Genomic DNA, 23749 nt, shown 5'->3' on the forward strand with positions numbered 1-23749 from the left:
TTGGCGGGGAGCGGGCGGCGCTCGCTCCCCTCCGCCCCGCGAGGGGCCGCCGATGCTGAAGCACCGCGGGTTCCCTAGCCGCCTCACGGGCACCGATTACCACTTCACAATCCGCCGCGAGAACAAGAGCGGTGCCACGACCCTTGCCCCGCGCCAACGCTTCGCGGACCGGCGCCCGGCGGACCGTCGGGCGGACGAAGCGTTCCTGCGGGCCCTCTGGCAGTATTTCGGAGAAGAGGACTTCGCCCGGGGCAATCTCGATGCCGGACGGCTCTCCTGGCTTTTGGGCCGGGAGGTTGTCCCCGCCGAGGATCCGTTTGATCCGGAGTCCTACGACGCCCTGCTGCGCATCAACCGCGCCGTGGCCGAAGCGAGCTTTCCTGAAGCATTCCAAGAGGATGATTGGGCATGAAAGCGCCGATGGCTTGTAGGGTATATGAGCGGCATTTGGCTCAACCAGAGGTTTACCGAAATGAAAGCTATGCAGGCAACCTCCTCAATGGAAAGGTGATTTCTGCGGGGCGTCACACCCAGTTACCCAGCCCCGTGACTTGTCACACCTGTACCCCTTCCCCGGAACGCCGACCTGCCCCAAGCAGGTCGGCGTCTCCCGTTGACAGGGGCAGGCCCTCTCGGGGACATATGGGGCATAACAGTGACCTCCTCGTGCCTCGGCTGGGCGGAGAGCAGGTCCAACCACAGGCAACAAAGGCTCAAGTAACATGCAGATCATCAAATGCGCTTTCGCAATCGCCGCGTTCGTCACGCTCGCGGGCTGTCTCGACAATGACGCCGAGCGCGGCGTGGCCGGCGCAGCCGGCGGTGCCGTGCTGGATCGGGCGCTTGGCGGCGACGGTGTGCGTGGCGCGGTCATCGGCGGCGCGGCCGGCGTCTTCTGCGACGACGCAGGCGTCTGCCGGTAGTCACACGCAGCGGCCTTTCACGGCCCACAGAACTTTAAGCGCACCCCCTCTCGGCTCTCGCCGGGAGGGGTTTTTCGTGCGCCTACGACACTAAGGGGGACAGGAATGTTCAAAAAGATCCTCATCGCCAACCGGGGTGAAATCGCCTGCCGGGTCATCAAGACCGCGCGCAAGATGGGCATCGCCACCGTCGCGATCTATTCCGATGCCGATGCGGGCGCGCTTCACGTGAAGATGGCCGATGAAGCGATCCATATCGGCCCGCCCCCGGCCAACCAGTCTTATATCGTGATCGAGAAGGTCATGGACGCGATCAAGGCCTCCGGCGCGGAAGCCGTCCATCCGGGCTACGGGTTCCTTTCCGAGAACAAGCTCTTTGCCGAGGCGCTGGAGAAGGCGGGCGTGGCCTTCATCGGCCCGCCGGCGGGCGCGATCGAGAGCATGGGCGACAAGATCACCTCCAAGAAGATCGCGCAGGAGGCCGAGGTCTCCACCGTGCCGGGCTATATGGGCCTGATCGAGGATGCCGAGGAGGCCGTGAAGATCTCGAACGAGATCGGCTACCCGGTGATGATCAAGGCCTCCGCTGGCGGCGGCGGCAAGGGGATGCGCATCGCGTGGAACGACGCGGAGGCGCGCGAAGGCTTCCAGAGCTCGAAGAACGAGGCGGCGAACTCCTTCGGCGACGACCGCATCTTCATCGAGAAATTCGTCACCCAACCGCGCCATATCGAGATCCAGGTGCTGTGTGACCAGCACGGGAACGGCGTCTACCTCCATGAGCGCGAATGCTCGATTCAGCGGCGCAATCAGAAGGTCGTGGAAGAGGCGCCGTCGCCTTTCCTCGATCCCGAGACGCGTAAGGCAATGGGAGAGCAGTCCCTCGCGCTGGCCCATGCCGTGGGCTACGCATCCGCGGGCACGGTGGAATTCATCGTGGATGGTGACAAGAACTTCTACTTCCTCGAGATGAACACACGCCTTCAGGTGGAGCATCCGGTGACGGAGCTCATCACCGGCGTCGATCTGGTGGAGCAGATGATCCGCGTGGCGGCGGGCGAAAAGCTCTCCCTCAAGCAGTCCGATCTGAAGATGAAAGGCTGGGCCATCGAGAACCGGCTCTATGCCGAGGATCCCTATCGCAACTTCCTGCCCTCCATCGGGCGGCTCATGCGCTATCGCCCGCCTGCCGAGGTGGCCGCGGGCCCCATGGCCGCGGCGGGGACGTGGCACGGGGAGGCCCATATCGCCGAGACCGGCGTCAGAAACGACACCGGCGTCTTCGAAGGCGGCGAGATCTCGATGTACTACGACCCGATGATCGCCAAGCTCTGCACTTGGGGCCCTGATCGCGCGGCGGCCATCGAGTCGATGCGGAACGCGCTCGACGCCTTCGAGGTGGAAGGCATCGGTCACAACCTGCCCTTCGTGGCCGCCGTGATGGACCACCCGAAATTCATCTCCGGCGACATGACAACCGCCTTCATCGCCGAGGAATATCCCGACGGCTTCGAGGGCGTGACGCTCGATGACGATACACTCCGGCGCGTGGCCGCCGCTGCTGCCGCGATGATGCGGGTGAGCGAGATCCGCCGCACGCGCATCACCGGCCGGATGGACAATCACACCCGCGTCGTGGGCGGCGAGAGCGTGGTGACGCTCGAAGGGGCCACACACCGCGTTACCATCGCCGCGGACCCGAAAGGCTCAGACATCCGCTTCGAAGACGGTGAAGCGCTCCGGGTCGAGAGTGACTGGCTCCCCGGCCAGACGCTCGCCGAGCTTGTCGTGGGCGACCGCCCCATGACGCTCAAGGTCGACAAGATCGCCCATGGCTTCCGAATCCGCTTCCGCGGCGCTGATTTCAAGGTCCATGTCCGCTCCCCGCGTCAGGCCGAGCTCGCGGCGCTCATGCCCGAGAAGCTGCCGCCCGACACCTCGAAGATGCTCCTTTGCCCCATGCCCGGCCTCATCGTGAAGGTCGACGTGGAAGAGGGGCAGGAGATCGAGGAGGGGCAGGCGCTCTGCACCGTCGAGGCCATGAAGATGGAGAACATCCTGCGCGCCGAAAGAAAGGCCAAGGTGAAGAAGATCAACGCAGGCGCGGGCGACAGCCTCGCCGTCGACGACGTCATCATGGAGTTCGAGTGAGCCGGTGAAAGGCCCGGCCTCCCATAGGCCCGCCCTGCGTCAGCTGCCCCGGTTTTCCGAAATCTCGCGCTGGCGGATGGGCTGTTTGTCGACGGAGCGGGAGATTTCGCGCATGTCGTACGGGAAGGGCTTGCGCAGCACGCGCCCGCCATCCTTGCCCAGCAGCACCATCTGGAAGCCGCGCGGGCGGAACTCGATGCGGATATCGCTCGGCTCGCCGGGCGTCGTGTCGGTGATGATGACGATGTCACGCTCGATCACGTCGTCGATCTCGGAGGTGAGATTGTCCATCTGGGTCTGGAAGGCCGGATCGAGCGGGCTGTCAGCGAAGACGATGACGGGGCGCGCCACCCAGCGGAACTCGGAGAGGTCCACATCGGCGGCATTGAAGATCGTATCGGGGGCATCCCGCCAGGCCGCCACGGCGCTTTCCACCTCGCCCTCGGCATATGATGCGTGGGGCAGGGTTGCGAGCGCGGTCAGCGCGATGGCAGATGCGGCAAGAAATTTCACAGGGCTGTCTCCTTCTGCACGTTACATAGGCGCGTGGCGCGGAAGTGCGAAGGGGAAGATCGCGGCCCGTGGTCACAGACCTGCTATAGCCGGGGTGAAGACGTGAGGACGACACCATGAACGAGCGCTGGAAAGAACTGGCCGAGGCGGAGCTGCGCGGGCGCTCGCTCGGCGATCTGACCTGGGAGACGCTGGAAGGGATCGCGGTGAAGCCGGTCTACGGGCCCGAAGATGTTGACGGTATCAACCGGGGTACGCCGGGGGCGGCGCCCTTCACGCGCGGGGTGAAGGCCACGATGTATGCCGGCCGCCCCTGGACGATCCGGCAATATGCCGGCTTCTCCACGGCCGAGGAATCGAACGCGTTCTACCGCAAGGCCCTCGCGGCCGGTCAGCAGGGCGTGTCCGTGGCCTTCGATCTGGCCACCCATCGCGGCTATGACAGCGACCATCCGCGCGTGGTGGGCGATGTCGGCAAGGCGGGCGTGGCAATCGACAGCGTCGAGGACATGAAGACGCTCTTCGACGGGATCCCTCTCGAGAAGGTCTCGGTCTCCATGACGATGAACGGCGCGGTGATCCCGGTGCTGGCATCCTTCATCGTGGCGGGCGAGGAGCAGGGCGTCGACCGGGCGCAGCTTTCGGGCACGATCCAGAACGACATCCTCAAGGAATTCATGGTCCGCAACACCTACGTCTATCCGCCAGAGCCCTCGATGCGGATCGTGGCGGACATCATCGAGTACACGGCGAACGAGATGCCGAAGTTCAACTCGATCTCGATCTCCGGCTATCACATGCAGGAGGCGGGCGCGAACCTCGTGCAGGAGCTGGCCTACACGCTGGCTGACGGGCGCGAATACGTGCGCGCGGCCATCGACCGCGGCATGGACGTGGACCGCTTCGCCGGGCGGCTCTCCTTCTTCTTCGCCATCGGGATGAACTTCTTCATGGAGGCCGCGAAGCTCCGCGCGGCGCGGCTGCTCTGGCATCGCATCATGTCGGAGTTCGAGCCGAAGAACCCAAAATCGCTTATGCTGCGCACCCATTGCCAGACCTCTGGCGTGTCCCTGCAGGAGCAGGACCCCTACAACAACATCGTGCGCACGGCCTTCGAGGCCATGTCGGCGGTGCTGGGCGGGACCCAGTCGCTCCATACCAACTCCTTCGACGAAGCCATTGCGCTGCCTACGGAATTTTCCTCCCGCATCGCGCGGAACACGCAGCTCATCCTCCAGGAAGAGACGGGGGTGACGAAGGTCGTCGATCCGCTGGCCGGGTCCTACTACGTGGAGGCGCTCACCGAGGAGCTCGCGCGCGAGGCCTGGACGCTCATCGAGGAGATCGAGGAGATGGGCGGCATGACGAAGGCCGTGGCGAGCGGCCTGCCCAAGCTCAAGATCGAGGAGACGGCGGCGCGCCGTCAGGCGCAGATCGACAGGGGGGACGAGGTCATCGTGGGGGTGAACAAGTACCGCCGGGAGACGGAGGACGCCATCGACATCCTCGACGTCGACAATGTGAAGGTACGCGAGCAGCAGGTTGCAAAGCTCGAGCGCATCCGCGCCTCCCGCGACCAGGCGGCCTGCGATGCCGCGCTGCTCGAGCTCGGGCGGCGCTGCGAAGAGGGGGGCAACCTCCTCGAGGCGGCCGTCGAATGCGCGCGCATGCGGGCCACCGTGGGCGAGATGAGCCTCGCCATGGAGGGCACGTTCGGGCGGCACAGGGCGGAGGTGAAGACTTTGGCAGGCGTCTATGGCTCGGCCTATGAAGGCGACGAGGGCTTCGAGAAGATCCAGAAGGCCGTGGAGGGCTTTGCCGAGGATGAAGGCCGCAGGCCCCGGATGCTCGTGGTCAAGATGGGCCAGGACGGGCACGATCGCGGCGCGAAGGTGATCGCCACAGCGTTTGCCGATATCGGGTTCGACGTGGATGTGGGCCCGCTCTTCCAGACCCCGGAAGAGGCCGCGCAGGATGCCATCGACAACGATGTGCACGTGGTGGGCATCTCGAGCCAAGCGGCGGGCCACAAAACGCTCGCGCCGAAGCTCATCGAGGCGCTCAAGGCGCAGGATGCCAGCGACATCATCGTCGTCTGCGGCGGCGTGATCCCGCAGCAGGATTACGACTACCTGAAATCCTCGGGCGTGGCGGCGATCTTCGGCCCCGGGACCAATATCCCCGACGCGGCGCAGGATGTTCTGAATCTCATCCGGGAAGCGCGTGCGTGAAAGGCGCGTCGCTGCGCTTTCGAAGGGCGTCTGATCGCCCGTCATGCCGTTCGGAGAGGACATCGGCGCCCGTGGCGTGGGCGGCGCGTGAATGCTGACGCTGGATCATGTGGCGGTCAGCGCCTCAACACTGGAGGCTGGCGCCCACGCAACCGAGCGCGCGCTCGGACTGGCGCTGGAGGCGGGCGGGGTGCATCCTGACTTCGGCACGCATAACAGGCTTCTTGGGCTCGGCGCGGAGTATCTGGAGGTGATTTCGATTGATCCTGCGGCGCCGCACCCGGGGCGCGCACGCTGGTTCGATCTCGATCGCTTCGCGGGCCCGCCGCGGCTCACCAACTGGATCCTGCGGACAGCATCGCTCGAGGCGGCCCTGGCGGCACTGGGGCCGGAATTCGGCACGCCGGTCGCGCTGAGGCGGGGCGATCTGCGCTGGCGCATGGCCGTCCCCGAGACGGGGCTCTTGCCCTTCGACAATTGCGCGCCCGCGCTCATCGAATGGGAGACCGAGGCGCCGGTGACGCGGCTCACCGCGCGCGGTGCGGCGCTCGAGGCGCTCACCGTGACGCACCCGGACGCCGAACGGCTCGCGGCGCTCCTCTCTCCGCATCTCGCGGACGATCGTGTCACGTACCGGGCCGGCCTGCCGGGGCTCTCGGCGCAGATCAGCACGCCCCATGGCGCGCGGCACCTGTGATCCTGAGGCCAGCCATCCGCGCGGACCTGCCCGAAATCGTGCGCCTCTGGAACCACGCCATCCGCGACACCGTGGAGACCTTCAACAGCGCCGAGAAGTCGCTCGAGGAGCTCCAGGCGCTGCTCGACGCCCGTATGGCCGCCGGGCACGCCTTCCTCGTGGTCGAGGACGAGGGCTTTGCCGGCTTCGGCCATTACGGCCAGTTCCGCGGCGGCGTTGGCTACGCGCACAGCATGGAGCACACGCTTTATCTGGCGCCCGCCGCCAAGGGCCGCGGCCTCGGTCGTGCGCTCCTCACGGCCCTCGAGGACCATGCCCGCGCGCAAGGGGCCCACAGCCTCATCGGGGGCATCGCCGGAGAGAATGCGCCGAGCATCGCCTTCCACGCCCATATGGGCTACCGCACCGTGGCGGCGGTGCCCGAGGTCGGGTTCAAGTTCGGCCGCTGGATGGACCTCGTCATCATGCAGAAAATCCTGTCCTGACATGGCCGTAGCCCCACGATAAGCTCTCGCCCATGTCGATTTGGTCGCGGATTGGAGATGCGCTGTCAGCGCTGGCCCAGGGGGAGGGGCTGAGCGAGGTTTTCTCGCGGCTGCGGACCCCGCCCGAACGCACGGTGGCCTTCACCATCGCCGTCATCGCGCTGGGCGCCAAGATGGCCAAGGCCGACGGGCAGGTCACCCGGGACGAGGTCGCGGCGTTTCGCGAGGTGTTCCATATCCCCGCAAGCGAGGAGGGCAATGCCGCCAAGCTCTTCAACATGGCGCGCACCGATGTGGCGGGCTTCGAGACCTATGCCAGCCGCATCAAGGCCATGTTCGGCGACGAGATGGATACGCTCAACGAGCTCATGGAGGGGCTCTTTCACATCGCCATGGCCGACGGGGCCTATCACGAGGGCGAGGACATCTTCCTCAAACGCGTCGCGGAGATCTTCGGGCTCGAGGACCGCTCGTTTCGCTCGATGCGCGCGCGCCACGTGCCCAACGTGGAGAGCGATCCCTACGACGTGCTCGGGCTGCCGGGCGGCGCAAGCTACGAGGAGGCGCGGGCCCGCTGGCGCGAGCTCGTGCGCGAGACCCATCCCGACAGGCTCATGGCGCGGGGCGTCCCCGAGGAGGCCGTGAAGATCGCCGAAAAGCGCATGGTGGCCATCAACCGCGCCTGGGACGAAATCAGCCGGCACGCGGGCTGATGCCGAGGCTTGCCACCTACAACGTGGAGTGGTTCGCGAAGCTCTTCGACGGTGCGGGCGAGCCGCAAGCGGATGGCGGGTGGTCCGGGCGCCATGACGTGACCCGTGCCGCGCAGCTTGCGGGCCTCACCCGGGTTTTCCGCGAGGTCGATGCCGATCTCTGGGTGATCATCGAGGCGCCCGATGACGGCCCGGACAGGTCCACCAGGGTGGCGCTCGAGACCTTCGCCGAGGCCGCCGGCCTGCGCGCGTCGCGGACGCTCGTGGGCTTTGCCAACGATACCCAGCAGGAGATCGCGCTCCTCTATGATCCCGCGGTCGTCACCGCGCTCCATGATCCGCAGGAGAGCAGGGACGCGCCGCGCTTTGACCGGGATCTCGCCATCGATCTCGACGTCGATGCGCGGGGCGACCGGGTGGTGTGGTCGAAGCCCCCGCTCGAAGCCGCGATCACCATCGGTGACCACGCGCTCCGCCTCATCGGTGTCCATGCGAAGTCGAAGGCGCCCCATGGCGCCCGGACACCGGCGGATGTCATGCGTATCTCCATCTCCAACCGCCGCAAGCAGCTTGCGCAATGCATCTGGCTACGCCGCCGCGTGGAAGCGCATCTGGCCGCCGGGGAGCCGCTCATCGTGGCGGGAGATTTCAACGACGGCCCGGGCCTCGATGAATACGAAGAGCTCTTCGGGCGCTCTGGCGTGGAGATCGTCATGGGCGAGGGGGTGCAGGCGCTCTTCGATCCCCATGCGCGCGCGGCCCTTGTATCCCGCTTTGCCACGCCCACGACGGCGCGGTTCTGGCTGAGCCATGAGGAGCGCTACCTGCAGGCGCTTCTCGACTACGTCATGGTGTCGCCCGACCTGCGCGCGCGGGATCCACGCTGGCGCATCTGGCACCCCTTCGATGACCCGCAGTGCTTTCGGGATGCAGGCCTGCGGCAGGCGCTCCTCGACGCCTCCGACCACTTCCCCGTTTCCATGGACATCGCGCTCTGAGCTTTGCGACGGGCCTCGGAGCGCCTATTTATGAAATATGAGACAGCTTTTCCTGATCGCCGCCCTCGCTCTGCCCTCCGCCGCGCTTGCGCAGGAGACAGGCGACGAGGAGGGCCTTTCGCTTATGGAGCGCGGCGCGCAGCTTTTCTTCGAGGGGCTGATGGACGAGATGGAGCCCGCCATCGAGGGGTTCGAGGGCCTTGCGCGCGATATCGGTCCTGCCATGCGCGACATGCTCGAGCAGATGGGGCCCGCCTTCGCCGACCTCATGGAGAGCATCGACGATCTGTCCAATTACGAGCCGCCAGAGATGTTGCCCAACGGGGATATCATCATCCGTCGCAAGCCGGACGCGCCCGACTTCGAGATGCCCGAGATCGGCGAGGACGGCGCAGTGGAGCTCTGAGGCCGCCGCCTAGGCGGCGCGGGTCTTCTGCCGGGCGATCTTGATGTTAGTCTCTGCCTCGAGCGCTGCGGCCAGGCTATTGAAGCGCGCCTCCACGACTTCGCCAAACAGCGGCTCGGCGGCTTGGGAGAGCGTGAGTGTCAGCACCTTCTTCTTGGGCGCCCAGTGGAGCGAGGCCCCGGTATCGTCGGCCTCGGCCCAGAGCATGGCCCCGAAGCGCATCGCGCGCCCCACGATCTCCGCCAGCGATTGCTCTGCCTCCGAGAGCATGGGCACGAGATCGTCGATCCGGCTGCCCGCGCGGCTGTTCTTGTAGCGGTGCAGGAGGGCAAGCCCGAGGAACACCCGCTCGGCATGCTTGAGCCCGCCCAGATTGGCGCGCGTGGCATTATCAAAGCAGACCTCCGCGCGGTAATCGGGATGCGCCCGCCAGCTCACGTCGTGGAGCAGGCAGGCCGCCTTGATTAGACGCTTCTCGGCCATGTTGGTCCGGGAGAAGAGCGGCGCGATAAATTCGTAGAGCCGTGTCCCGAAGCCCGGCAGGCGGGCATCCTTGGCCTCGGCAAAGCGGCACGCCTCGATCAGCGGGTCCCGCTTGCGCAGCCGCTCAGGCATCTGTTCGTAAAGCAGGCCTTCCCGGATCCCGTAGGAGGAGACGGCGATGTCCCGCGGCTTGAAGCGGCCCACGAGGCGGTGGAGCACCTCCGCGGCGAGGGGAACGAGCGCCATCCGCGTGGCGGAGATCGAGCAGCGCGCGCGGAGCGCCTCGTGGTCTTCGGCGGCGAGGTATTCGGCCGTGGCGCGCACGTCCTTCGACGTCATCCGGTATTCGTGGAGCACGTGAAGAGGGTAGCCGCGGCGGTCCATGTCGATGCGCGCGAAGGCGCGCCATGAGCCGCCGACGAGAAAGAGCCTGTTGGGCTGGGCGCCGAGCGCCTCCTCCATGCGCGCGAGATGTTCGTCGATCAGGGCCTTGCGTCCCTTCTTGCCGCCGGTGACGTCCTTCATCTTGAGCGGCCCGAGCGGAGATGTTTCGCGGCGGCCCACGAGGCCGCCCTCGATTTCGGCCAGTTCCATGGAGGAGCCGCCGATGTCGCAGACGAGGCCGTAGGAGCCCGGCCAGCCAAGGAGCACGCCCTGCGCGGAGAGCCGCGCTTCCTCGCGCCCGTCCACGACCCAGATCTTGAGGCCGGTTTCGCGCTCCACATCCGCGCGGAAGGCGGGGCCGTCCTCGGCGTCGCGCACGGCGGCGGTGGCGGCCACCGTGATATCCTTGACGCCCGCGCCGCGGGCCACGGCGGCAAAGCGCTTCATGGCTGCGAGGGCGCGCACGCGGCCTTCGGGATTAAGGTGACCGGTCTCGCCAAGGCCCGCGCCGAGGCCGCACATGATCTTCTCGTTGTAGAAATATGCTGGCGAGCGCGCGGCCCCATCAAAGATGACGAGGCGCACGGAGTTGGAGCCCACATCCACGACGCCCACGCGGCTGAGCGCGCGAGCAGACGGGTCCTCGAAGAGGGGCCGCCCGAAAGGGCCCCAGTCATCGGGTGTGTCGCTTGGACCGTCCATGCGTCTCCCTCGTGCCGGACGCCTTAGTGATGCCAAGGGGCCGGGGAGGCGTCAATGGGACGAAAGGGACCGCCCGTTTCAGCCGTCTCGCGTGGGGTCGGCGGGATTAGTGGAATAAAGTGCGAGCTTGTTGCCCTGCGGATCGCGCAGGTAGCCGACGTAGAAATTTGGGCTGTAGGCGGCGCGAAAACCGGGCTGACCTTCATCTGTCCCATCCGCCGCCAGACCTGCGGCATGAAGCGTGCGGACCTGCGCCTGATCCTTGGCCTCGAAGGCGATCATCATTCCGTTGCCCGGTGTTGCGGGCGCGCCATTGAAAGGCCTCGTGATGTAGATGTCGACGGCCTTTGGCTCCGACGGGAGAAGGTATTCCATGCCGCGCTCATCGGCCTCCACCGTGTAGCCCATGGGCAGGAGGATCGCGTCGTAGAACCGGCGGGCGACCGTAAAGTCATCCGCCCCGATGTTGACGTTGCCGATCAAGGTCAGTCGTCCGAGCCGTGGGTCAGCTTGGGCACATCCGCGGCCCCCGCCGAGCCGCGGCCCGAGAGCGACGGGTTCTCCATGAAGAAGCGGTGGCAGCTGAAGGCGAAGTCTTCGCCGGTCTCGGCGCGGGTGAAGGAGCCGTCGGCATTCATCACCCAGCTTTGCGCCACGTCAGCGAGATTGGCGGCCATGATCTGGCTCACGATCTGCGCTTTCACCGTCTTGTTGGTGCATTCCACCAGCGTCTCCACGCGGCGGTTCAGGTTGCGCCCCATCCAATCGGCCGAGGACATGAAGACGCGCGCCTTGCCCGAGGGCAGCCCGTGGCCATTGCCGAAGCAGACGATCCGCGAATGCTCCAAAAAGCGGCCCACCACGGATTTCACCCGGATATTCTCCGACAGCCCTTCAACACCCGGGCGCAGCCCGCAGATGCCGCGCACGACGAGGTCGATCTGCACGCCGCCCTGAGACGCGGCGTAAAGCGCGTCGATCACCTCGGCATCGATGAGCGAGTTCATCTTGGCCCAGATCTGTGCGGGCTTGCCGGCCTTGGCATGATCGATCTCGGCCTTGATGAGATCGAGAAGCCGCGGCTTGAGCGTGGTCGGCGAGATCGCGAGGTTCTCCAGCGCCTCGGGCTCGGCATAGCCCGACAGGTAATTGAACACCTTGGTGGCATCCCGCCCCAGTGCGCGGTCGCACGTGAAGAGGGAAAGGTCGGTATACACCTTGGCCGTGCCGGGGTGGTAATTGCCCGTCCCGAAATGCGTATAGGTGACGAGCTCCTTGCCCTCGCGCCGCACGACGACGGAGATCTTTGCATGGGTCTTCAGGTTCATGAAGCCGTAGACCACGTGCGCGCCGGAGCGCTCCAGCCGCCGGGACTGCCGGATATTGGCGGCCTCGTCGAAGCGGGCCTTCAGCTCCACGAGCGCGGTGACGGACTTGCCCTCTTCGGCGGCCTCGCAGAGCGCCTCGACGATGGGGCTGTCCTTTGACGTGCGGTAGAGCGTCTGCTTGATGGCCACCACGTTGGGATCGCGCGCGGCCTGCCCGAGGAAGCGCACCACCATGTCGAAGGTCTCGTAGGGGTGGTGCAGAAGCATGTCCTTTTGCCGTATGGCGGCGAACATGTCCCCGTCATGATCCTGGACGCGCTCGGGCACGCGGGGCGTGAAGGAAGGCCAGAGCAGATCGGGGCGATGGTCGCCCACGAGCTCCGCGAGGTCCGCCATGCCAATGAGGCCCTCGATCTCGATCACTTCCTGCTCGGTGACGCAGAGCTCGCTCATGATTTCCGCCTTGAGCCCGGCGGGCGCGCCTGCGGAGAGCTTCATGCGCACGACCTCGCCCCGGCGCCGTCGTTTGAGCGCGGTCTCGAATTCGCGCACGAGGTCCTCGGCCTCTTCCTCGAGTTCGAGGTCGCTGTCGCGCAGGATTCGGAAGGCGCAGTGGCCCTTGAGCTTGTAGCCCGGAAAGAGGCTGTCGATGTGCAGCAGCAGAAGCTCTTCGGTCGGCAGCACGCGGCGCGAGCCCGAGGCCGGCAGATCCCAGAAGCGCTGGAGCTGCGAGGGAATGGGCAGGAGGGCGCGGAGCGGCTCCTTGTTCGATTTCCGCTCGAGCTCCAGGGCGAGCGCAAAGCCCGTGTTCGGCAAAAACGGGAAGGGGTGGGCCGGGTCGATGGCCAGCGGCGACAGCACCGCGAAAACCTGGCTCACGAAGACCTCGCTCAGCTCGGCGCGGTCTTCCTCGGTGAGTTCGGAGGCGGTGAGGATATCGATGCCCTCGGCCTCCATGAGCTGCTTGAGGTCGGCATAGACGACCTGCTGCCGCTCCATGAGATTGCGGGCGTCGGTGTTGATCTGCACCAGCTGCTCTGCGGGCGTCAGGCCGTCCGCGGCGGGGGTGGTGTTGCCTGCCTGTGCCAGCTCGCGGAGACCGGCGACGCGGACGGTGTAGAATTCATCGAGGTTCGTGGCCGAGATCGACAGGAACCGGAGCCGCTCGAGGAGCGGCACGCGCGGGTTCTCGGCCTCCTCCAGCACGCGCCAGTTGAAGCCCAGCCAGCTCAGCTCGCGATTGTAGAACCGCGCCGGGCTCTTCAGATCGAAATCCGGCGCAGCCACCGCGCGCTCGGAAGCGTGCAGAAAGTCGGCATGGGTCTTGGGCAGATCTTTGGGCATCGCACGATCATGACAGGCGTTTGTGACACAAGAGTGTCGCCCTATTCGGCGTCCGCGTCCAGTACGCGCGCCGCCAGCGCCGTGGTGATCTCGCGTTTCTCGGCCAGGGAGAGCGTGTCGAGGCGGGCGACGATGCGGCCTGCCTCGGCATAGCTGCGGCCCATGCGGCGCGTCAGGTATCCCAGGAGGTTCGGGGCCGGATTGAGCTGCCGGTCCACCATGAGCTTGGCGAGGATGGCCGTGAGCGTGGCGTCGTCGGGCGCCTCGATGCGCGCGATGGCGGTGGCTTCCATGCGGCTTTTCAGATCCGGCAGCGTGATATTCCAGGCGCTCGGGGGCGTCCGCGCCACGAGGAGGAGCGGCAGGCCCGCGGCAGCGAGGTTGTTGTGGAGGTGAAAGAGCGCCTCCTCGGCCTCCCTGCGGCCCGCGACCGCCTCCGCATCATCCACGATGACGGGCGTCTCCGCGCGGTCTGGCAGGTCGCGCGCGCCGTGGAGCTGGGCGGCGCCGGTGCGGCTGGCGTGTATGCGCGCGAGGTGGGTCTTGCCGGCGCCCGCCTCGCCCGTGAGCACGAGTTTGCCCAGCGGCCACGTGGCCGGGTCCGCCAGCATTGCGCGCGCCACGGCGCTGGCCTCTCCTTCGTAGAAATCGTGGGCGGCGTAGGAGGTGCGGAGCGGCTGCGGGAAGGCGAGCTGCTCAGCCATCCTCGCGCGCCTCCTCCTGCTCGCTGGTGCCCAGGTAGAGAAGCCCGGACTTGTATTCCTGCACGAGGAACCGGGCGAGGACCCCGATGGCAGCCGCGAGCGGCACGGCAATGAGAAGCCCTAGAAAGCCGAAGAGCGCGCCGAAGACCGAGAGCGCGAGGAGGAGCCAGACTGGATGGAGCCCCACGGAGCTGCCCACGAGCTTGGGCGTGAGCACGTTGCCTTCCACGGCCTGTCCCGCCGCGAAGATGCCGCCGACGATGACGATGCGTACCCAGTCTGTCCCCTCGCGGAGGACCTCGCCGTCCGCCCCGGTCTCCATGCCCCAGAACTGGAAGAGCGCGAGGCCGATGGCGAGGGCACCGCCAATGATCGCGCCGAGATAGGGGATGAACGTCACGAGGCCCGCGATGAAGCCCACGACGAGCCCGAACTGGAGGCCCACCGCCATGAGCGCCACGGCGTAATAGGTGCCGAGGATGAGGCAGACGGTGCCCATGCCGCGCACAAAGCCCGCGAGGACTTGGTCGATCTCGCGGGCGAGCGTGCGCACAGTGTCGAGGTGGTCGCGGGGGATCAGCTTGTCGATCTCGGCAACGAGGTTGTCCCAATCGAGCAGAAGATAGAACGCCACCACCGGCACGATGACGAAGAGGAGTACGATGTTGATGACCCCCGCTGCGGAGGTGAGGAGCGTATTGACGAGCTCGCCGCCGCGGCTCTGGATCGTCTCGCCCAGCGAGACCAGCGATTGGCGCGCCACGGAGGTCTCGTCCATGAGCGTGGGGTAGCGCGAGGTCAGGAAATCCCTGAGATTGCCGAACATCGTGGGCGCCGAATTGAAGAGCGTCACCGCCTGCTGCACGAGCGCTGGCACCACGAGCACAACGAGCAGCACGAAGATCATGACTGCCACGATGGTGATGATCACCGTGGCCAGCACCCGGCTGCAGCCCAGTGCCTCCAGACGGTCGGCGACGGGATCAAGGAAGTAGGCGATGGCCATGCCGATGATGAAGGGCATGATGACCGAGCCCAGATACCAGAGCGCCATCGCCGTGATGATCGCGGCGACAGACCAGTAAAGCAGCTGTGTGCGGGTCGGCAGGGCCATGGGAGCCTTCGAGTTGACTGCTCACTTGGTCCGACGTTCGGCGCGCGACTTCAAGGCAAAAGGCGCGTGGCGCGGTAGCAGGGGCGAAAGCGGCGGCCCGTCGCCCGCCTTGTGGACAGCAGAAGCACAGAACGAAAGAGGCCGGGCGCAGGGCCCGGCCTCCTCCAAATCAGGGTGCCTTAGTGGCAATCGGGGCGCGTGCCGGGCAGAAGCACCTTGTCGATCACGTGAATGACGCCGTTATCGGCCTCGATGTTGGCGATGATCACGTTGGCCTCGTCACCGGTCCCGTCGGCGATGGTCACGCCACCGGCCGAGGCGTCGATGCAGAGCCGCTCGGCGGTGTTCACGGGCTTATAGAAGTTCGCGCCGGGGGCGAATTCGTTGGCGAGCAGGCGGCGATCATCCACGTGGTAGGTCAGCACGGCCTGCAGCTGGCCGATGTTTTCGGGCTGGAGCAGGGTCTCGACGGTACCGTCGGGCAGCGCGGCGAAAGCATCGTTGACGGGCGCGTACACGGTGAACGGGCCGGGGCCGGAGAGCGTCTCGACGAGGCCCGCGGCGCTCACGGCGGCCACGAGGGTGGAGAAACGCTCATCGCCCGCGGCGATGTCGACGATGGTATTGGCGGATGCGGCTGCGCCGGAGACGGCGATGGCTGTGGCTACGATGGTGGACTTGATCGATGTTTTCATTGTCGAATTCCCTTCGATTTGCGCGATGCTCCCTCCCTCGGGGCATCTGCGCAGGGATACGGGGCCTGCTCGCGCACAGTTCACCGAGATCACGGATGCGTCAGGACGCGTCAGTGCTTCGCGACCGAATGTTACCGAATTTGGGCTATTTACGTGCGGAACTTGCGCTGCGGGCTAGAGTTCACCGACATGACTGTAACAATCACACTCCACGAACCGGCGCCCGAGGCGCTCAAAACCGCGCTTCACGACGGACTTTCCGCCGCGGGCCAGACCCTTGCCGCTGAAGAGATGCCCGAATTCATCCTTGCCGTGGGCGCTCCCATGCAGGCCGGCTGCAAGGGCGAGACGACATTCCGCTCCCTGCACATCTCCGAGCTCTGGGTGGATGAGAGCCTTAGGGGTCAGGGCATCGGCTCCCGCCTCCTCGAAGCCGCGGAAGAGCTCGCGCGCCAGAAAGGATGCATCCGTGTGCATCTCGAGACACGGAGCGAGGGTGCGCGGCGGCTCTACGAGCGGGTGGGTTACCGCGTCTTCGGAGAACTGGAGAACTATGACGGGGCCCAGAGCTTCTATTATCTGGAGAAGCGTCTGGACGCTTGAGGCCCCGCGGGGCATGGCCTATGCGGGCTGCGCACGACCACGGAGGCCCGGATGCATCTCAGCCGCTATTTCCTGCCTGTTCTGAAGGAAACCCCCGCCGAGGCGCAGATCGTCTCGCACAGGCTTATGCTGCGGGCGGGCATGATCAAGCAGGCTTCAGCCGGCATCTATTCGTGGCTGCCGCTGGGCTACAAGGTGCTTGAGAAGATCAAGAAGATCGTGGACGAAGAGCAGGTCCGCGCGGGGCATATCCCCATGCTCATGCCCACGATCCAGCCCGCCGAGCTCTGGCAGGAGAGCGGGCGCTACAACGATTACGGGCGCGAGATGCTGCGCATTGAGGACCGCCACGGGCGCGACATGCTCTTTGGCCCCACAAACGAAGAGCTGGTCACCGACATCTTCCGCGGGGCGGTGCGCTCCTACAAGGACCTGCCGCTCACGCTTTACCACATCCAGTGGAAATTCCGCGACGAGGTGCGTCCGCGCTTCGGCGTCATGCGGGGCCGCGAGTTCTATATGAAAGACGGCTACAACTTCGACCTGACGAAGGAAGACGCGCTCCACGCCTACAACCGCCACCTCGTCAGCTACCTGCGCACCTACGAGCGGATGGGCCTGCAAGCCATTCCCATGCGCGCCGATGGCGGGCCCATCGGGGGCGACTATACCCACGAATTCCTCGTGCTCGCCGAGACGGGCGAGAGCGAGGTCTTCTATGACAGCGAGATCACCGACCTGAAATTCGGTGACCGGGAGATCGACTACGACGACGTGGCCCAGTGCCAAGGCGTGCTTGAAGAATTCACCTCGCGCTATGCCCGCACGGACGAAACCCATGACGAAGCCATCTTCGCCGAGGTCCCCGAGGCGCGCCGCCGCAGCGCGCGGGGCATCGAGGTGGGCCAGATCTTCTATTTCGGCACGAAGTATTCGGAGACCATGGGCGCCAAGGTGCAGGATCCCGACGGCAATCTCGTGCCCGTCCACATGGGATCCCACGGGATCGGCGTCTCGCGGCTCGCCGGTGCGATCATCGAGGCAAGCCACGACGACAAGGGCATCATCTGGCCCGAAGGCGTGACCCCCTTCGATTGCGGGATCGTGAACCTCAAGCAGGGCGACACCGGGGCCGACGCGGCCTGCACGCGCCTCTATGACGCGCTCACCAAGGCAGGGCTCGAGCCGCTTTACGACGATCGCGACGCGCGGGCAGGCGAGAAATTCGCCACGATGGATCTCATCGGCCTGCCCTGGCGCATCACGGTCGGGCCCCGGGGTCTCAAGAACGGCGTGGTGGAGGTCACCTCCCGGCGCACGGGCGAGAGCGAGGAACTCGCGCCCGAGGCCGCCGTTGCCCGGATCGTCGACATCTATGCCGGGCGCTGAGCCGCGTCTCCGCTCTATTCCCCCCTTCCGGCCGGTGGGGTAAGCTCTCCAAAAGCGTCAACGCGTGAGAGCAGATGATCCCGAGATTCCTTGCCCTGGCCTTCGGTCTTGCCGCTGCGGCCGTGCTCTCGCAGTTCCCTGAATTCGCGCAGCAATACCTGCAGCGGCTCGCGGGCAAGGTGGACCAGCTCGAAGCGCAAGTTGCGGGCCTCGACGCGGCTGCCGCGGGCTTTGGCATGACGCGCGCTGAATATCTCGCGGATCTTGCGCTCTCGCAGACGGGGGCGGAGGCTGCGGCGCGCGCGGAAGCGGGGGCCGCGCTCCATGGCCGGCTTTCCGAGAGCCTCGGCGCCTTTCGCGAGGCGGGCGCCCTGGGACGCCTCGCGCTCGTCCCCGAAGTGGCCGATCTCGATCTCGCGCGGCGGACCATGGGAGATTACCAGCCAGCCGTGCCGCTGACGACGGAGGGCGCAGGCTTTGCGGCTGCGGGCTTTCTGGCGGGGTGGGGCGCGTGGAGCGGGCTCTGGGGCCTCCTTTCATGGCCATTCCGCCGCCGCCGCCGACATCTCGCTGAGCCCGCCCCGGATCTCGTGGCGGAGCCGCAGGAGGAGGACGCGCCTTTCATCGAGTATGAAGGCGATATCGCTGGCTCCATGCGCCAGCCCTTGCCCGGTCTCAGCCTGACTGCGCAGGACGGCACGGTCGTGGACCTCGCGATGCTCACGGCGCCCGCGATCCTTTTTACCGTTCCGCTCCTCGGGCGGCCGGGCGTGGCCCACCCCGAGGACTGGGAGGAGGTCGATGACAGCGCCGATGCCACGGCGCTCGCCTGCTCCTTCCGCGACAGCTATGACGCCATCCGGGATGCGGGCATCGGCGAGGTCTTCGGGCTGTCGCCCCAGCCCGCGGGCGATCTCGCGGAGGCGGCGCATCGCCTCGCGCTGCCCTACACGCTCCTCTCGGACCCGCGGCTGTCCTTTGCATTCGCGCTCGACCTGCCGCGCTTCATCCTGCATCACGAGCGCTACCAGAGCGCCTCCGTGCTCGTCGTGCAGGGCGGGCGGGTGCTGGCGGCGCTTCATCCTGTCCACGACGCCGCCACGGCCGCGCCGCGCTTCCTCGGCAAGCTCGCCGAGGCCCGCAAAGCTCACCAGAAGGCCCTGCAGACCGCATGACCACATCCCGCCCCTTTGCCGCCCATGAATGGATGATCGCCTGGCGCTATATCCGCGCCCGCCGCGCCGAGGGCGGAGTGAGCACGATGACGTGGATTTCGATCATCGGGATCATGCTCGCCGTGGCCGCGCTCATCATCACGCTCGCGGTGCGCTCCGGTTTCCGGGCGGACTTCGTGGACACGATCCTCGGCGCCAATGCCCATGTCACCGTCTACCAGGCCGCGACCTTCGACGATCCCGCGCGCACCTTCGAGAACTACGAGGATGTGTCCGCGCGCATCGCCGCTATCCCCGGCGTGACCCGGGCTGCGCCCCTCGTGCGTGGGCAGGTCATGGCCAATGCGGGGGAGCGGAACACCGGCGTCGCCGTCTACGGCATCACCGCCGAAGACATCGCTGGCGTGCCCCGTATTGCCCAACCGGAGGCCGCGCTAGGCGCGCTCGCAGATTTCGAGGGCGGCGTGGCCATCGGCTCGGGCGTGGCGCGGGACCTCGGCATCACGCTCGGCGATCCGATCAAGCTCATCTCGCCCAATGGCGTCCGCACCGCCTTCGGCACCTCGCCGCGGGTGAAGACCTATGCCGTCACCTACATCTTCACCGCCGGCCGCTTCGATATCGACCAGACCCGCATCTACATGCCCTTTGCGGAGGCGCAGCTCTATTTCAACCGGGACGGGGTCGCGGACGAGATCGAGGTCATGGTGGAGAACCCCGAGGAGATCGAGGCCTACACGCTCCCGCTGCTCGAGGCGGTGGGCGACCGCGCGGTCATCTGGACCTGGCAGGACAGCGCCGCGGGCTTCCTCCGCGCGCTGACCATCGAGGACAACGTGATGTTCATCATCCTTTCGGTCCTCGTGCTCCTCGCGGCGATGAACATCGTCTCGGGCATCATCATGCTCGTGAAGAACAAGGGGGCCGATATCGGGATCCTGCGGACGATCGGGCTGAGCGAGGGGGCAGTCATGCGCGTCTTTTTCCTATGCGGGGCAGGGATCGGGCTCGTGGGGACGGCGCTCGGCGTGGCGCTGGGCGTGACCTTCGTCATCTGGATCCAGGAGATCTTCAGCGTCGTGAACTATGTCTCGGGCGGCGGTGTCTGGGATCCCTCGATCCGGGGGCTTTACGAGCTCCCCGCAGAGCTCAAGGCGTGGGATGTCTTCCGCTCCGTGGCGCTCTCGCTCCTTCTGTCCTTCACGGTGACGATCTTTCCGGCGCGGGCGGCGGCGCGGCTTAATCCCGTGGAGGCGCTGCGCTATGAGTGAGGTCCTCGCGCTCAAGGGCGTCTCCAAAGGCTACCACCGCGGAAAACCCAACGAGATCAGCGTTCTAGATGGCCTCGATCTGTCGTTGAACGCCGGCGAACTGGTGGCGCTCGAGGCGCCGTCGGGCTCCGGCAAGTCGACGCTCCTGCACATCGCGGGCCTCCTCGACACCGCCGATGCGGGCGCGGTCGTCATCGCCGGGGCAGAGGCCACGCGCTCGGACCGGCAACGCACGCGCCTGCGCCGCGCGACGCTGGGCTTTGTCTACCAGTTTCATCACCTGCTCCCGGAGTTCACGGCGCTCGAAAACATCATCCTGCCGCAGTTGGCCAATGGCGCGGCGCGCGGGGCGGCCATCGCGCGCGCGGAGATGCTTCTGGGCGAGGTGGGGCTTCAGGCGCGCGCCGGCCACCGGCCCGCGGAGCTTTCGGGCGGGGAGCAACAGCGCGTCGCCTTTTGCCGCGCGGTGGCCAATGCGCCGAAGGTCCTCCTCGCCGACGAGCCCACCGGAAATCTCGATCCCGAGACCTCCGACACCGTCTTCGACGCCCTCCTGCGACTCGTGCGCCGTGACGGCATGGCCGCGCTGGTGGCCACCCACAATCCCGCGCTCGCCGCCCGTATGGACCGCCGGCTGGCGCTAAAGAGCGGCAAGATAGAGGAGCTCTGAGCCATGCGCGTGCCCATCGAGACGATCCGAGAGACCTCGGCCAAGGCCCTCGAGGCCGCCGGTGCCGCGCCCTGGATCGCTGCCTCCGTCGCCGACGCGGTGGCCCATTCAGAAGCCCATGGCAACGTAATCTGCGGGCTCTACTACCTGGAAAGCTACTGCCTTCAGCTCCGCTCGGGCCGCGTTATCGGCGACGTGGAGCCCGCCATCTCGCGCCCTGCGCCCGGGGCGATCCTGGCCGACGCGCGCTTCGGCTTCGCGCAGCCCGCCTTCGCGCGGGGCTTGGCCCCGGCGCTCGAGGCAGTGGAGGAGCAGGGTATCGCGCTCTTCTCCGTCGCCCATTCCCACACCTGTACCTCGCTGGGCTATTTCACCGAGCAGATCGCGCGGCACGGGTTTATGGCGCTCGGTTTAACAAATGCGTCCGCCATCGTTGCCGCGCCCGGCGGGGCGAAGCGGATGCTGGGCACAAACCCCTTCGCCTTCTCGGTGCCGGGGCCTCGGGGCCTCGCTCTCCATTACGACAGCTCCACCTCCGCCGTGGCGCTGGGAAAGATCACCATGGCCAAGGCGGCCGGCGAGGCAATCCCAGAGGGATGGGCCGTGGATGCCGAAGGGCGCCCGACGACCGACCCCGAGGCAGCGCTCAAGGGCTCGCTCGTGAGCGCGGCAGGCTACAAGGGCTGGGGTCTCGGCCTCCTCGTGGAGATCATGGCCCACGCGCTGACGGGATCGGTGAGCTCGCGAGACGTGGCCGGGCTCAAGCTCGCAGAGGGCGCGCCGCACGATCTCGGGCAGACCTATATCCTCGTTAAGACGGATGTTTTCAGCGACCGCTTCGGCGCCTCCCTCGCGGCGCTCGAGGCCGCCCTTGCCGAGGATCCCGGCGCCCGCCTTCCGGGCGCGGGCCGAGCACCCGCCGAGGCCGCCGAGGTGCCGGACGCGCTCTGGGAGCTGACGCTCAAGCTCGCTGGGTGAGGAAGACGCCCGCGGCCATGAGCGCGATCCCCGCGGCACGGGTGGCGGTGAGCGGGTCTGGTCGGGCGCCGAAAAGTCCGAAATGATCGATGGCCGCCGCGGAGATGAGCTGGCCCAAAAGCACGAAGAAGACCGCGTTCCCCACGCCAAAGCTCGGCGCGATGGCCGTGATCGAGAGCACGTAGAACGCGATGAGAGCGCCTGCGAGAAAGAGGTGTTTCGGCGCTGTCACCGCTTTTGCCAGCGCGCCGGGCCCGGTGACGAGCGCGACCAGAAAAGCCGTGGAAAACGCGACGAGAAACAGGATGACCCCCGCCACCATGGGCGCGCCGAGATGCTTGCCCAGCGCGGCGTTGAGCGCGGCGAGGATGGGGATGCCGATCCCGGCGGCGAGCATGGTGACGGCGTGAAGCTGCATCAGCTGCAAAGCCCCGCGCGTGGCGCGTCGGGCCAGCCGATGAAGACCCGCGCGCGGGGCAGCCCGTTCACCGGGATATGCTCGGAGATCAGCGCCTTCAGCCTCGCCGTGCGCCCGCCCTCTGGGTCGAGAAACGCGCAGCACACATACTCTTCCACAAGGCTCGCCTGCTGCTCGAACCCGTAGCTCAGGAAGGGCGCGTCGGTGTCCGGATCGAAGAGGTAGGGGTCCTCAGAGGAGAGATGTTCGGCGGCGGCGCGGAGCGGGTGGTAGCGCGTCACCGCCCGGTTCTGCCACTGCCAGACATGGGTCATCTCATGGGCAAAAAGCATGACATCATAGAGGCTCACAGCCTCTGGATAGGCCGGTGCGAAGTCATCGACGGACCATCCCTCCGACAGGAAGAGCGTATTGAACGCCACGAGGCCCGCCGGGGTCACCCGGACCGTCCCGGTGCGCACGGGCACGATTTGCTCCTGGCAGGTGACGCGCGGGCGGGGTGGGAGATTGACGGTGAAGGAGCGCAGCGGCGCGTCGCCCACGAGGCGGATCTGCGCGGCGTCGAGCGAGGGGCCAAAGAGATCGCCCACCATGGCCTCCTCCCGCTCGCTGAGCGGCCGCCCGCAGGCCGCGAGAAAGACGAAAACGAGGAGGATCGCGCGGGGCATCGACAGGCTTTCCGGGACGAAACGAGTGGTATGGAAAGCGTATGGCACGCGCATGCCCGCGGGCAAGCCGCGCGCATGGTTCGCGCCGGGCAGGGGACGCGGCGATTACTCGCGGGGCTCTACGTAAAACACCACTGGCACTTCGCCTGCCCGCTCGAAGAGAAGCGTTGCGGCGATCTCCGTCTCCTCGGTCCAAGGGGCTTCCGGCGCGGGGAAGCGGATATGGGGCCCGCCGGGCAGTAGCTCCACCGCGCCGCCCGCCGGGATCTCGAGCGCCGCGAGCGGCGCGCCCGCGGCATCGGCGAGGAACGCGCCCGCCTCGCCCGTGACCGAGAGGAGCCGGTCCCCCGCGCCGTCATCATCGACGAGGATCAGGTACCCCTCCCGCAGCTCCGCGTCGGAGACGTAGGTGAACGGGTGGTCGATGGTGAGCGCCCCGGTCCGGTACTCGTGCGCCGCCAGCGGCGCGGCGAGGGCGGCGGCGAGGAGGAGGGGGTTGAGATGGCGCATGTCTGTCTCCTTTGGCTGAAGAGGTATGACGCGGGAGCGGGGAGGGAAAGGCGCGATCCACCTGTGTCGCGGGATCCCGCCAAGGTGCGCAATGCGCACCTTACGGCGTGGGGCCTCGCGCGCCCAGCGTCGCGCCATGGGCTTGTGGAAGCCGCTTCCGTGCTCCCTGTGGCCCTAAGCGGTCGGAGCCCTGAAC

At 66.8% G+C, this 23749-nt stretch carries 25 protein-coding genes; 15 read left to right on the forward strand and 10 right to left on the reverse strand.

Annotated features, from left to right (window positions below; all coding sequences use genetic code 11):
* Window positions 1-52 precede the first annotated feature (52 nt).
* The 3 genes from AAFM92_01215 to AAFM92_01225 all read left to right on the forward strand — a co-directional run bounded on the left by AAFM92_01215 (window position 53) and on the right by AAFM92_01225 (window position 3074).
* The gene (locus AAFM92_01215) at window positions 53-412 is read left to right on the forward strand and encodes a hypothetical protein (protein ID MEL7298977.1); all 360 of its coding nucleotides are present in this window, start codon (window positions 53-55) and stop codon (window positions 410-412) included.
* 310 nt (window positions 413-722) lie between these two features.
* Window positions 723-923, forward strand: a complete 201-nt coding sequence (locus AAFM92_01220) for a hypothetical protein (GenBank protein MEL7298978.1) — start codon at window positions 723-725, stop codon at window positions 921-923.
* 105 nt (window positions 924-1028) lie between these two features.
* Window positions 1029-3074: an acetyl/propionyl/methylcrotonyl-CoA carboxylase subunit alpha gene (locus tag AAFM92_01225; GenBank protein MEL7298979.1), complete on the forward strand. Its 2046-nt coding sequence runs from the start codon at window positions 1029-1031 to the stop codon at window positions 3072-3074.
* A 39-nt stretch (window positions 3075-3113) separates the two neighbouring features.
* On the opposite strand, the gene AAFM92_01230 is transcribed toward AAFM92_01225, so the two are convergent.
* Window positions 3114-3587 carry a DUF4174 domain-containing protein gene (locus AAFM92_01230; GenBank protein ID MEL7298980.1) on the reverse strand — a complete coding sequence of 158 codons (474 nt, stop codon included), beginning with the start codon at window positions 3585-3587 and terminating at the stop codon, window positions 3114-3116.
* 116 nt (window positions 3588-3703) lie between these two features.
* Between AAFM92_01230 and scpA the strand changes: the two genes are divergently transcribed.
* The 6 genes from scpA to AAFM92_01260 all read left to right on the forward strand — a co-directional run bounded on the left by scpA (window position 3704) and on the right by AAFM92_01260 (window position 9117).
* Entirely contained in the window at window positions 3704-5818 is a 2115-nt protein-coding gene (scpA, locus tag AAFM92_01235; GenBank protein ID MEL7298981.1) for a methylmalonyl-CoA mutase, read from the forward strand.
* 91 nt (window positions 5819-5909) lie between these two features.
* Window positions 5910-6515 carry a VOC family protein gene (locus AAFM92_01240; protein ID MEL7298982.1) on the forward strand — a complete coding sequence of 202 codons (606 nt, stop codon included), beginning with the start codon at window positions 5910-5912 and terminating at the stop codon, window positions 6513-6515.
* Complete coding sequence (locus AAFM92_01245; GenBank protein ID MEL7298983.1) at window positions 6515-7000, forward strand: N-acetyltransferase family protein; 486 nt, start codon at window positions 6515-6517, stop codon at window positions 6998-7000. The genes AAFM92_01240 and AAFM92_01245 overlap by 1 nt, the downstream gene beginning before the upstream one ends.
* Window positions 7001-7032: 32 nt before the next feature.
* Window positions 7033-7713, forward strand: coding sequence for a molecular chaperone DjiA (locus AAFM92_01250; GenBank protein MEL7298984.1), 681 nt, complete (start codon window positions 7033-7035; stop codon window positions 7711-7713).
* Complete coding sequence (locus tag AAFM92_01255) at window positions 7713-8711, forward strand: endonuclease/exonuclease/phosphatase family protein (GenBank protein MEL7298985.1); 999 nt, start codon at window positions 7713-7715, stop codon at window positions 8709-8711. The genes AAFM92_01250 and AAFM92_01255 overlap by 1 nt, the downstream gene beginning before the upstream one ends.
* Before the next feature lie 37 nt (window positions 8712-8748).
* Entirely contained in the window at window positions 8749-9117 is a 369-nt protein-coding gene (locus AAFM92_01260) for a hypothetical protein (GenBank protein ID MEL7298986.1), read from the forward strand.
* A gap of 9 nt (window positions 9118-9126) precedes the next feature.
* Here AAFM92_01260 and AAFM92_01265 read toward each other — a convergent pair whose 3' ends face one another.
* From AAFM92_01265 to AAFM92_01290, 6 genes are all read right to left on the reverse strand, one after another.
* Window positions 9127-10686, reverse strand: a complete 1560-nt coding sequence (locus AAFM92_01265) for a Ppx/GppA family phosphatase (protein ID MEL7298987.1) — start codon at window positions 10684-10686, stop codon at window positions 9127-9129.
* 78 nt (window positions 10687-10764) lie between these two features.
* Window positions 10765-11169 (reverse strand): VOC family protein, encoded by a 405-nt coding sequence (locus AAFM92_01270; protein MEL7298988.1) that lies wholly within the window; start codon window positions 11167-11169, stop codon window positions 10765-10767.
* 2 nt (window positions 11170-11171) lie between these two features.
* On the reverse strand, window positions 11172-13358 hold the full coding sequence (locus AAFM92_01275; GenBank protein ID MEL7298989.1) for an RNA degradosome polyphosphate kinase: 2187 nt from the start codon (window positions 13356-13358) through the stop codon (window positions 11172-11174).
* Window positions 13359-13399: 41 nt separating this feature from the next.
* Window positions 13400-14062 (reverse strand): DnaA/Hda family protein, encoded by a 663-nt coding sequence (locus AAFM92_01280; protein ID MEL7298990.1) that lies wholly within the window; start codon window positions 14060-14062, stop codon window positions 13400-13402.
* On the reverse strand, window positions 14055-15176 hold the full coding sequence (locus AAFM92_01285) for an AI-2E family transporter (protein ID MEL7298991.1): 1122 nt from the start codon (window positions 15174-15176) through the stop codon (window positions 14055-14057). Before AAFM92_01285 ends, AAFM92_01280 begins: the two co-directional genes overlap by 8 nt.
* Before the next feature lie 179 nt (window positions 15177-15355).
* Complete coding sequence (locus tag AAFM92_01290) at window positions 15356-15871, reverse strand: fasciclin domain-containing protein (GenBank protein ID MEL7298992.1); 516 nt, start codon at window positions 15869-15871, stop codon at window positions 15356-15358.
* 189 nt (window positions 15872-16060) lie between these two features.
* Between AAFM92_01290 and AAFM92_01295 the strand changes: the two genes are divergently transcribed.
* The 6 genes from AAFM92_01295 (at window position 16061) to AAFM92_01320 (ending at window position 21957) form a co-directional block, all read left to right on the forward strand.
* On the forward strand, window positions 16061-16474 hold the full coding sequence (locus AAFM92_01295) for a GNAT family N-acetyltransferase (GenBank protein ID MEL7298993.1): 414 nt from the start codon (window positions 16061-16063) through the stop codon (window positions 16472-16474).
* A gap of 51 nt (window positions 16475-16525) precedes the next feature.
* Window positions 16526-17863, forward strand: coding sequence for a proline--tRNA ligase (proS, locus tag AAFM92_01300; GenBank protein ID MEL7298994.1), 1338 nt, complete (start codon window positions 16526-16528; stop codon window positions 17861-17863).
* A 74-nt stretch (window positions 17864-17937) separates the two neighbouring features.
* The gene (locus AAFM92_01305; GenBank protein MEL7298995.1) at window positions 17938-19038 is read left to right on the forward strand and encodes a DUF2937 family protein; all 1101 of its coding nucleotides are present in this window, start codon (window positions 17938-17940) and stop codon (window positions 19036-19038) included.
* Window positions 19035-20309: a lipoprotein-releasing ABC transporter permease subunit gene (locus AAFM92_01310; GenBank protein MEL7298996.1), complete on the forward strand. Its 1275-nt coding sequence runs from the start codon at window positions 19035-19037 to the stop codon at window positions 20307-20309. The genes AAFM92_01305 and AAFM92_01310 overlap by 4 nt, the downstream gene beginning before the upstream one ends.
* Window positions 20302-20979, forward strand: a complete 678-nt coding sequence (locus tag AAFM92_01315) for an ABC transporter ATP-binding protein (protein ID MEL7298997.1) — start codon at window positions 20302-20304, stop codon at window positions 20977-20979. The genes AAFM92_01310 and AAFM92_01315 overlap by 8 nt, the downstream gene beginning before the upstream one ends.
* Window positions 20980-20982: 3 nt before the next feature.
* Window positions 20983-21957 carry an Ldh family oxidoreductase gene (locus AAFM92_01320; GenBank protein ID MEL7298998.1) on the forward strand — a complete coding sequence of 325 codons (975 nt, stop codon included), beginning with the start codon at window positions 20983-20985 and terminating at the stop codon, window positions 21955-21957.
* Here AAFM92_01320 and AAFM92_01325 read toward each other — a convergent pair.
* The 3 genes from AAFM92_01325 to AAFM92_01335 form a co-directional block, all read right to left on the reverse strand.
* Window positions 21941-22375, reverse strand: coding sequence for a DMT family transporter (locus AAFM92_01325; protein MEL7298999.1), 435 nt, complete (start codon window positions 22373-22375; stop codon window positions 21941-21943). The two genes, AAFM92_01320 and AAFM92_01325, sit on opposite strands and share 17 nt — an antisense overlap.
* Window positions 22375-23043 (reverse strand): hypothetical protein, encoded by a 669-nt coding sequence (locus AAFM92_01330; GenBank protein MEL7299000.1) that lies wholly within the window; start codon window positions 23041-23043, stop codon window positions 22375-22377. The genes AAFM92_01325 and AAFM92_01330 overlap by 1 nt, the downstream gene beginning before the upstream one ends.
* A 105-nt stretch (window positions 23044-23148) precedes the next feature.
* Window positions 23149-23553, reverse strand: coding sequence for a copper chaperone PCu(A)C (locus AAFM92_01335; protein ID MEL7299001.1), 405 nt, complete (start codon window positions 23551-23553; stop codon window positions 23149-23151).
* Between the last annotated feature and the right edge of the window lie 196 nt (window positions 23554-23749).

This window comes from Pseudomonadota bacterium, from assembly GCA_038533575.1.
GTDB lineage: Bacteria > Pseudomonadota > Alphaproteobacteria > Rhodobacterales > Rhodobacteraceae > Shimia_B.

Excerpts from the sequence above, each read along its gene's own strand:
- AAFM92_01215 (MEL7298977.1), top strand. The coding sequence starts at position 53 with ATGCTGAAGCACCGCGGGTTCCCTAGCCGCCTCACGGGCACCGATTAC.
- AAFM92_01280 (MEL7298990.1), bottom strand. The coding sequence starts at position 14,062 with ATGGCTGAGCAGCTCGCCTTCCCGCAGCCGCTCCGCACCTCCTACGCC.
- AAFM92_01305 (MEL7298995.1), top strand. The coding sequence starts at position 17,938 with ATGATCCCGAGATTCCTTGCCCTGGCCTTCGGTCTTGCCGCTGCGGCC.
- AAFM92_01260 (MEL7298986.1), top strand. The coding sequence starts at position 8,749 with ATGAGACAGCTTTTCCTGATCGCCGCCCTCGCTCTGCCCTCCGCCGCG.
- AAFM92_01255 (MEL7298985.1), top strand. The coding sequence starts at position 7,713 with ATGCCGAGGCTTGCCACCTACAACGTGGAGTGGTTCGCGAAGCTCTTC.
- AAFM92_01310 (MEL7298996.1), top strand. The coding sequence starts at position 19,035 with ATGACCACATCCCGCCCCTTTGCCGCCCATGAATGGATGATCGCCTGG.
- AAFM92_01265 (MEL7298987.1), bottom strand. The coding sequence starts at position 10,686 with ATGGACGGTCCAAGCGACACACCCGATGACTGGGGCCCTTTCGGGCGG.
- AAFM92_01325 (MEL7298999.1), bottom strand. The coding sequence starts at position 22,375 with ATGCAGCTTCACGCCGTCACCATGCTCGCCGCCGGGATCGGCATCCCC.
- AAFM92_01330 (MEL7299000.1), bottom strand. The coding sequence starts at position 23,043 with ATGCCCCGCGCGATCCTCCTCGTTTTCGTCTTTCTCGCGGCCTGCGGG.
- AAFM92_01320 (MEL7298998.1), top strand. The coding sequence starts at position 20,983 with ATGCGCGTGCCCATCGAGACGATCCGAGAGACCTCGGCCAAGGCCCTC.
- AAFM92_01220 (MEL7298978.1), top strand. The coding sequence starts at position 723 with ATGCAGATCATCAAATGCGCTTTCGCAATCGCCGCGTTCGTCACGCTC.
- AAFM92_01225 (MEL7298979.1), top strand. The coding sequence starts at position 1,029 with ATGTTCAAAAAGATCCTCATCGCCAACCGGGGTGAAATCGCCTGCCGG.
- AAFM92_01275 (MEL7298989.1), bottom strand. The coding sequence starts at position 13,358 with ATGCCCAAAGATCTGCCCAAGACCCATGCCGACTTTCTGCACGCTTCC.
- AAFM92_01290 (MEL7298992.1), bottom strand. The coding sequence starts at position 15,871 with ATGAAAACATCGATCAAGTCCACCATCGTAGCCACAGCCATCGCCGTC.
- AAFM92_01285 (MEL7298991.1), bottom strand. The coding sequence starts at position 15,176 with ATGGCCCTGCCGACCCGCACACAGCTGCTTTACTGGTCTGTCGCCGCG.
- scpA (MEL7298981.1), top strand. The coding sequence starts at position 3,704 with ATGAACGAGCGCTGGAAAGAACTGGCCGAGGCGGAGCTGCGCGGGCGC.
- AAFM92_01250 (MEL7298984.1), top strand. The coding sequence starts at position 7,033 with ATGTCGATTTGGTCGCGGATTGGAGATGCGCTGTCAGCGCTGGCCCAG.
- AAFM92_01240 (MEL7298982.1), top strand. The coding sequence starts at position 5,910 with ATGCTGACGCTGGATCATGTGGCGGTCAGCGCCTCAACACTGGAGGCT.
- AAFM92_01315 (MEL7298997.1), top strand. The coding sequence starts at position 20,302 with ATGAGTGAGGTCCTCGCGCTCAAGGGCGTCTCCAAAGGCTACCACCGC.
- proS (MEL7298994.1), top strand. The coding sequence starts at position 16,526 with ATGCATCTCAGCCGCTATTTCCTGCCTGTTCTGAAGGAAACCCCCGCC.
- AAFM92_01335 (MEL7299001.1), bottom strand. The coding sequence starts at position 23,553 with ATGCGCCATCTCAACCCCCTCCTCCTCGCCGCCGCCCTCGCCGCGCCG.
- AAFM92_01295 (MEL7298993.1), top strand. The coding sequence starts at position 16,061 with ATGACTGTAACAATCACACTCCACGAACCGGCGCCCGAGGCGCTCAAA.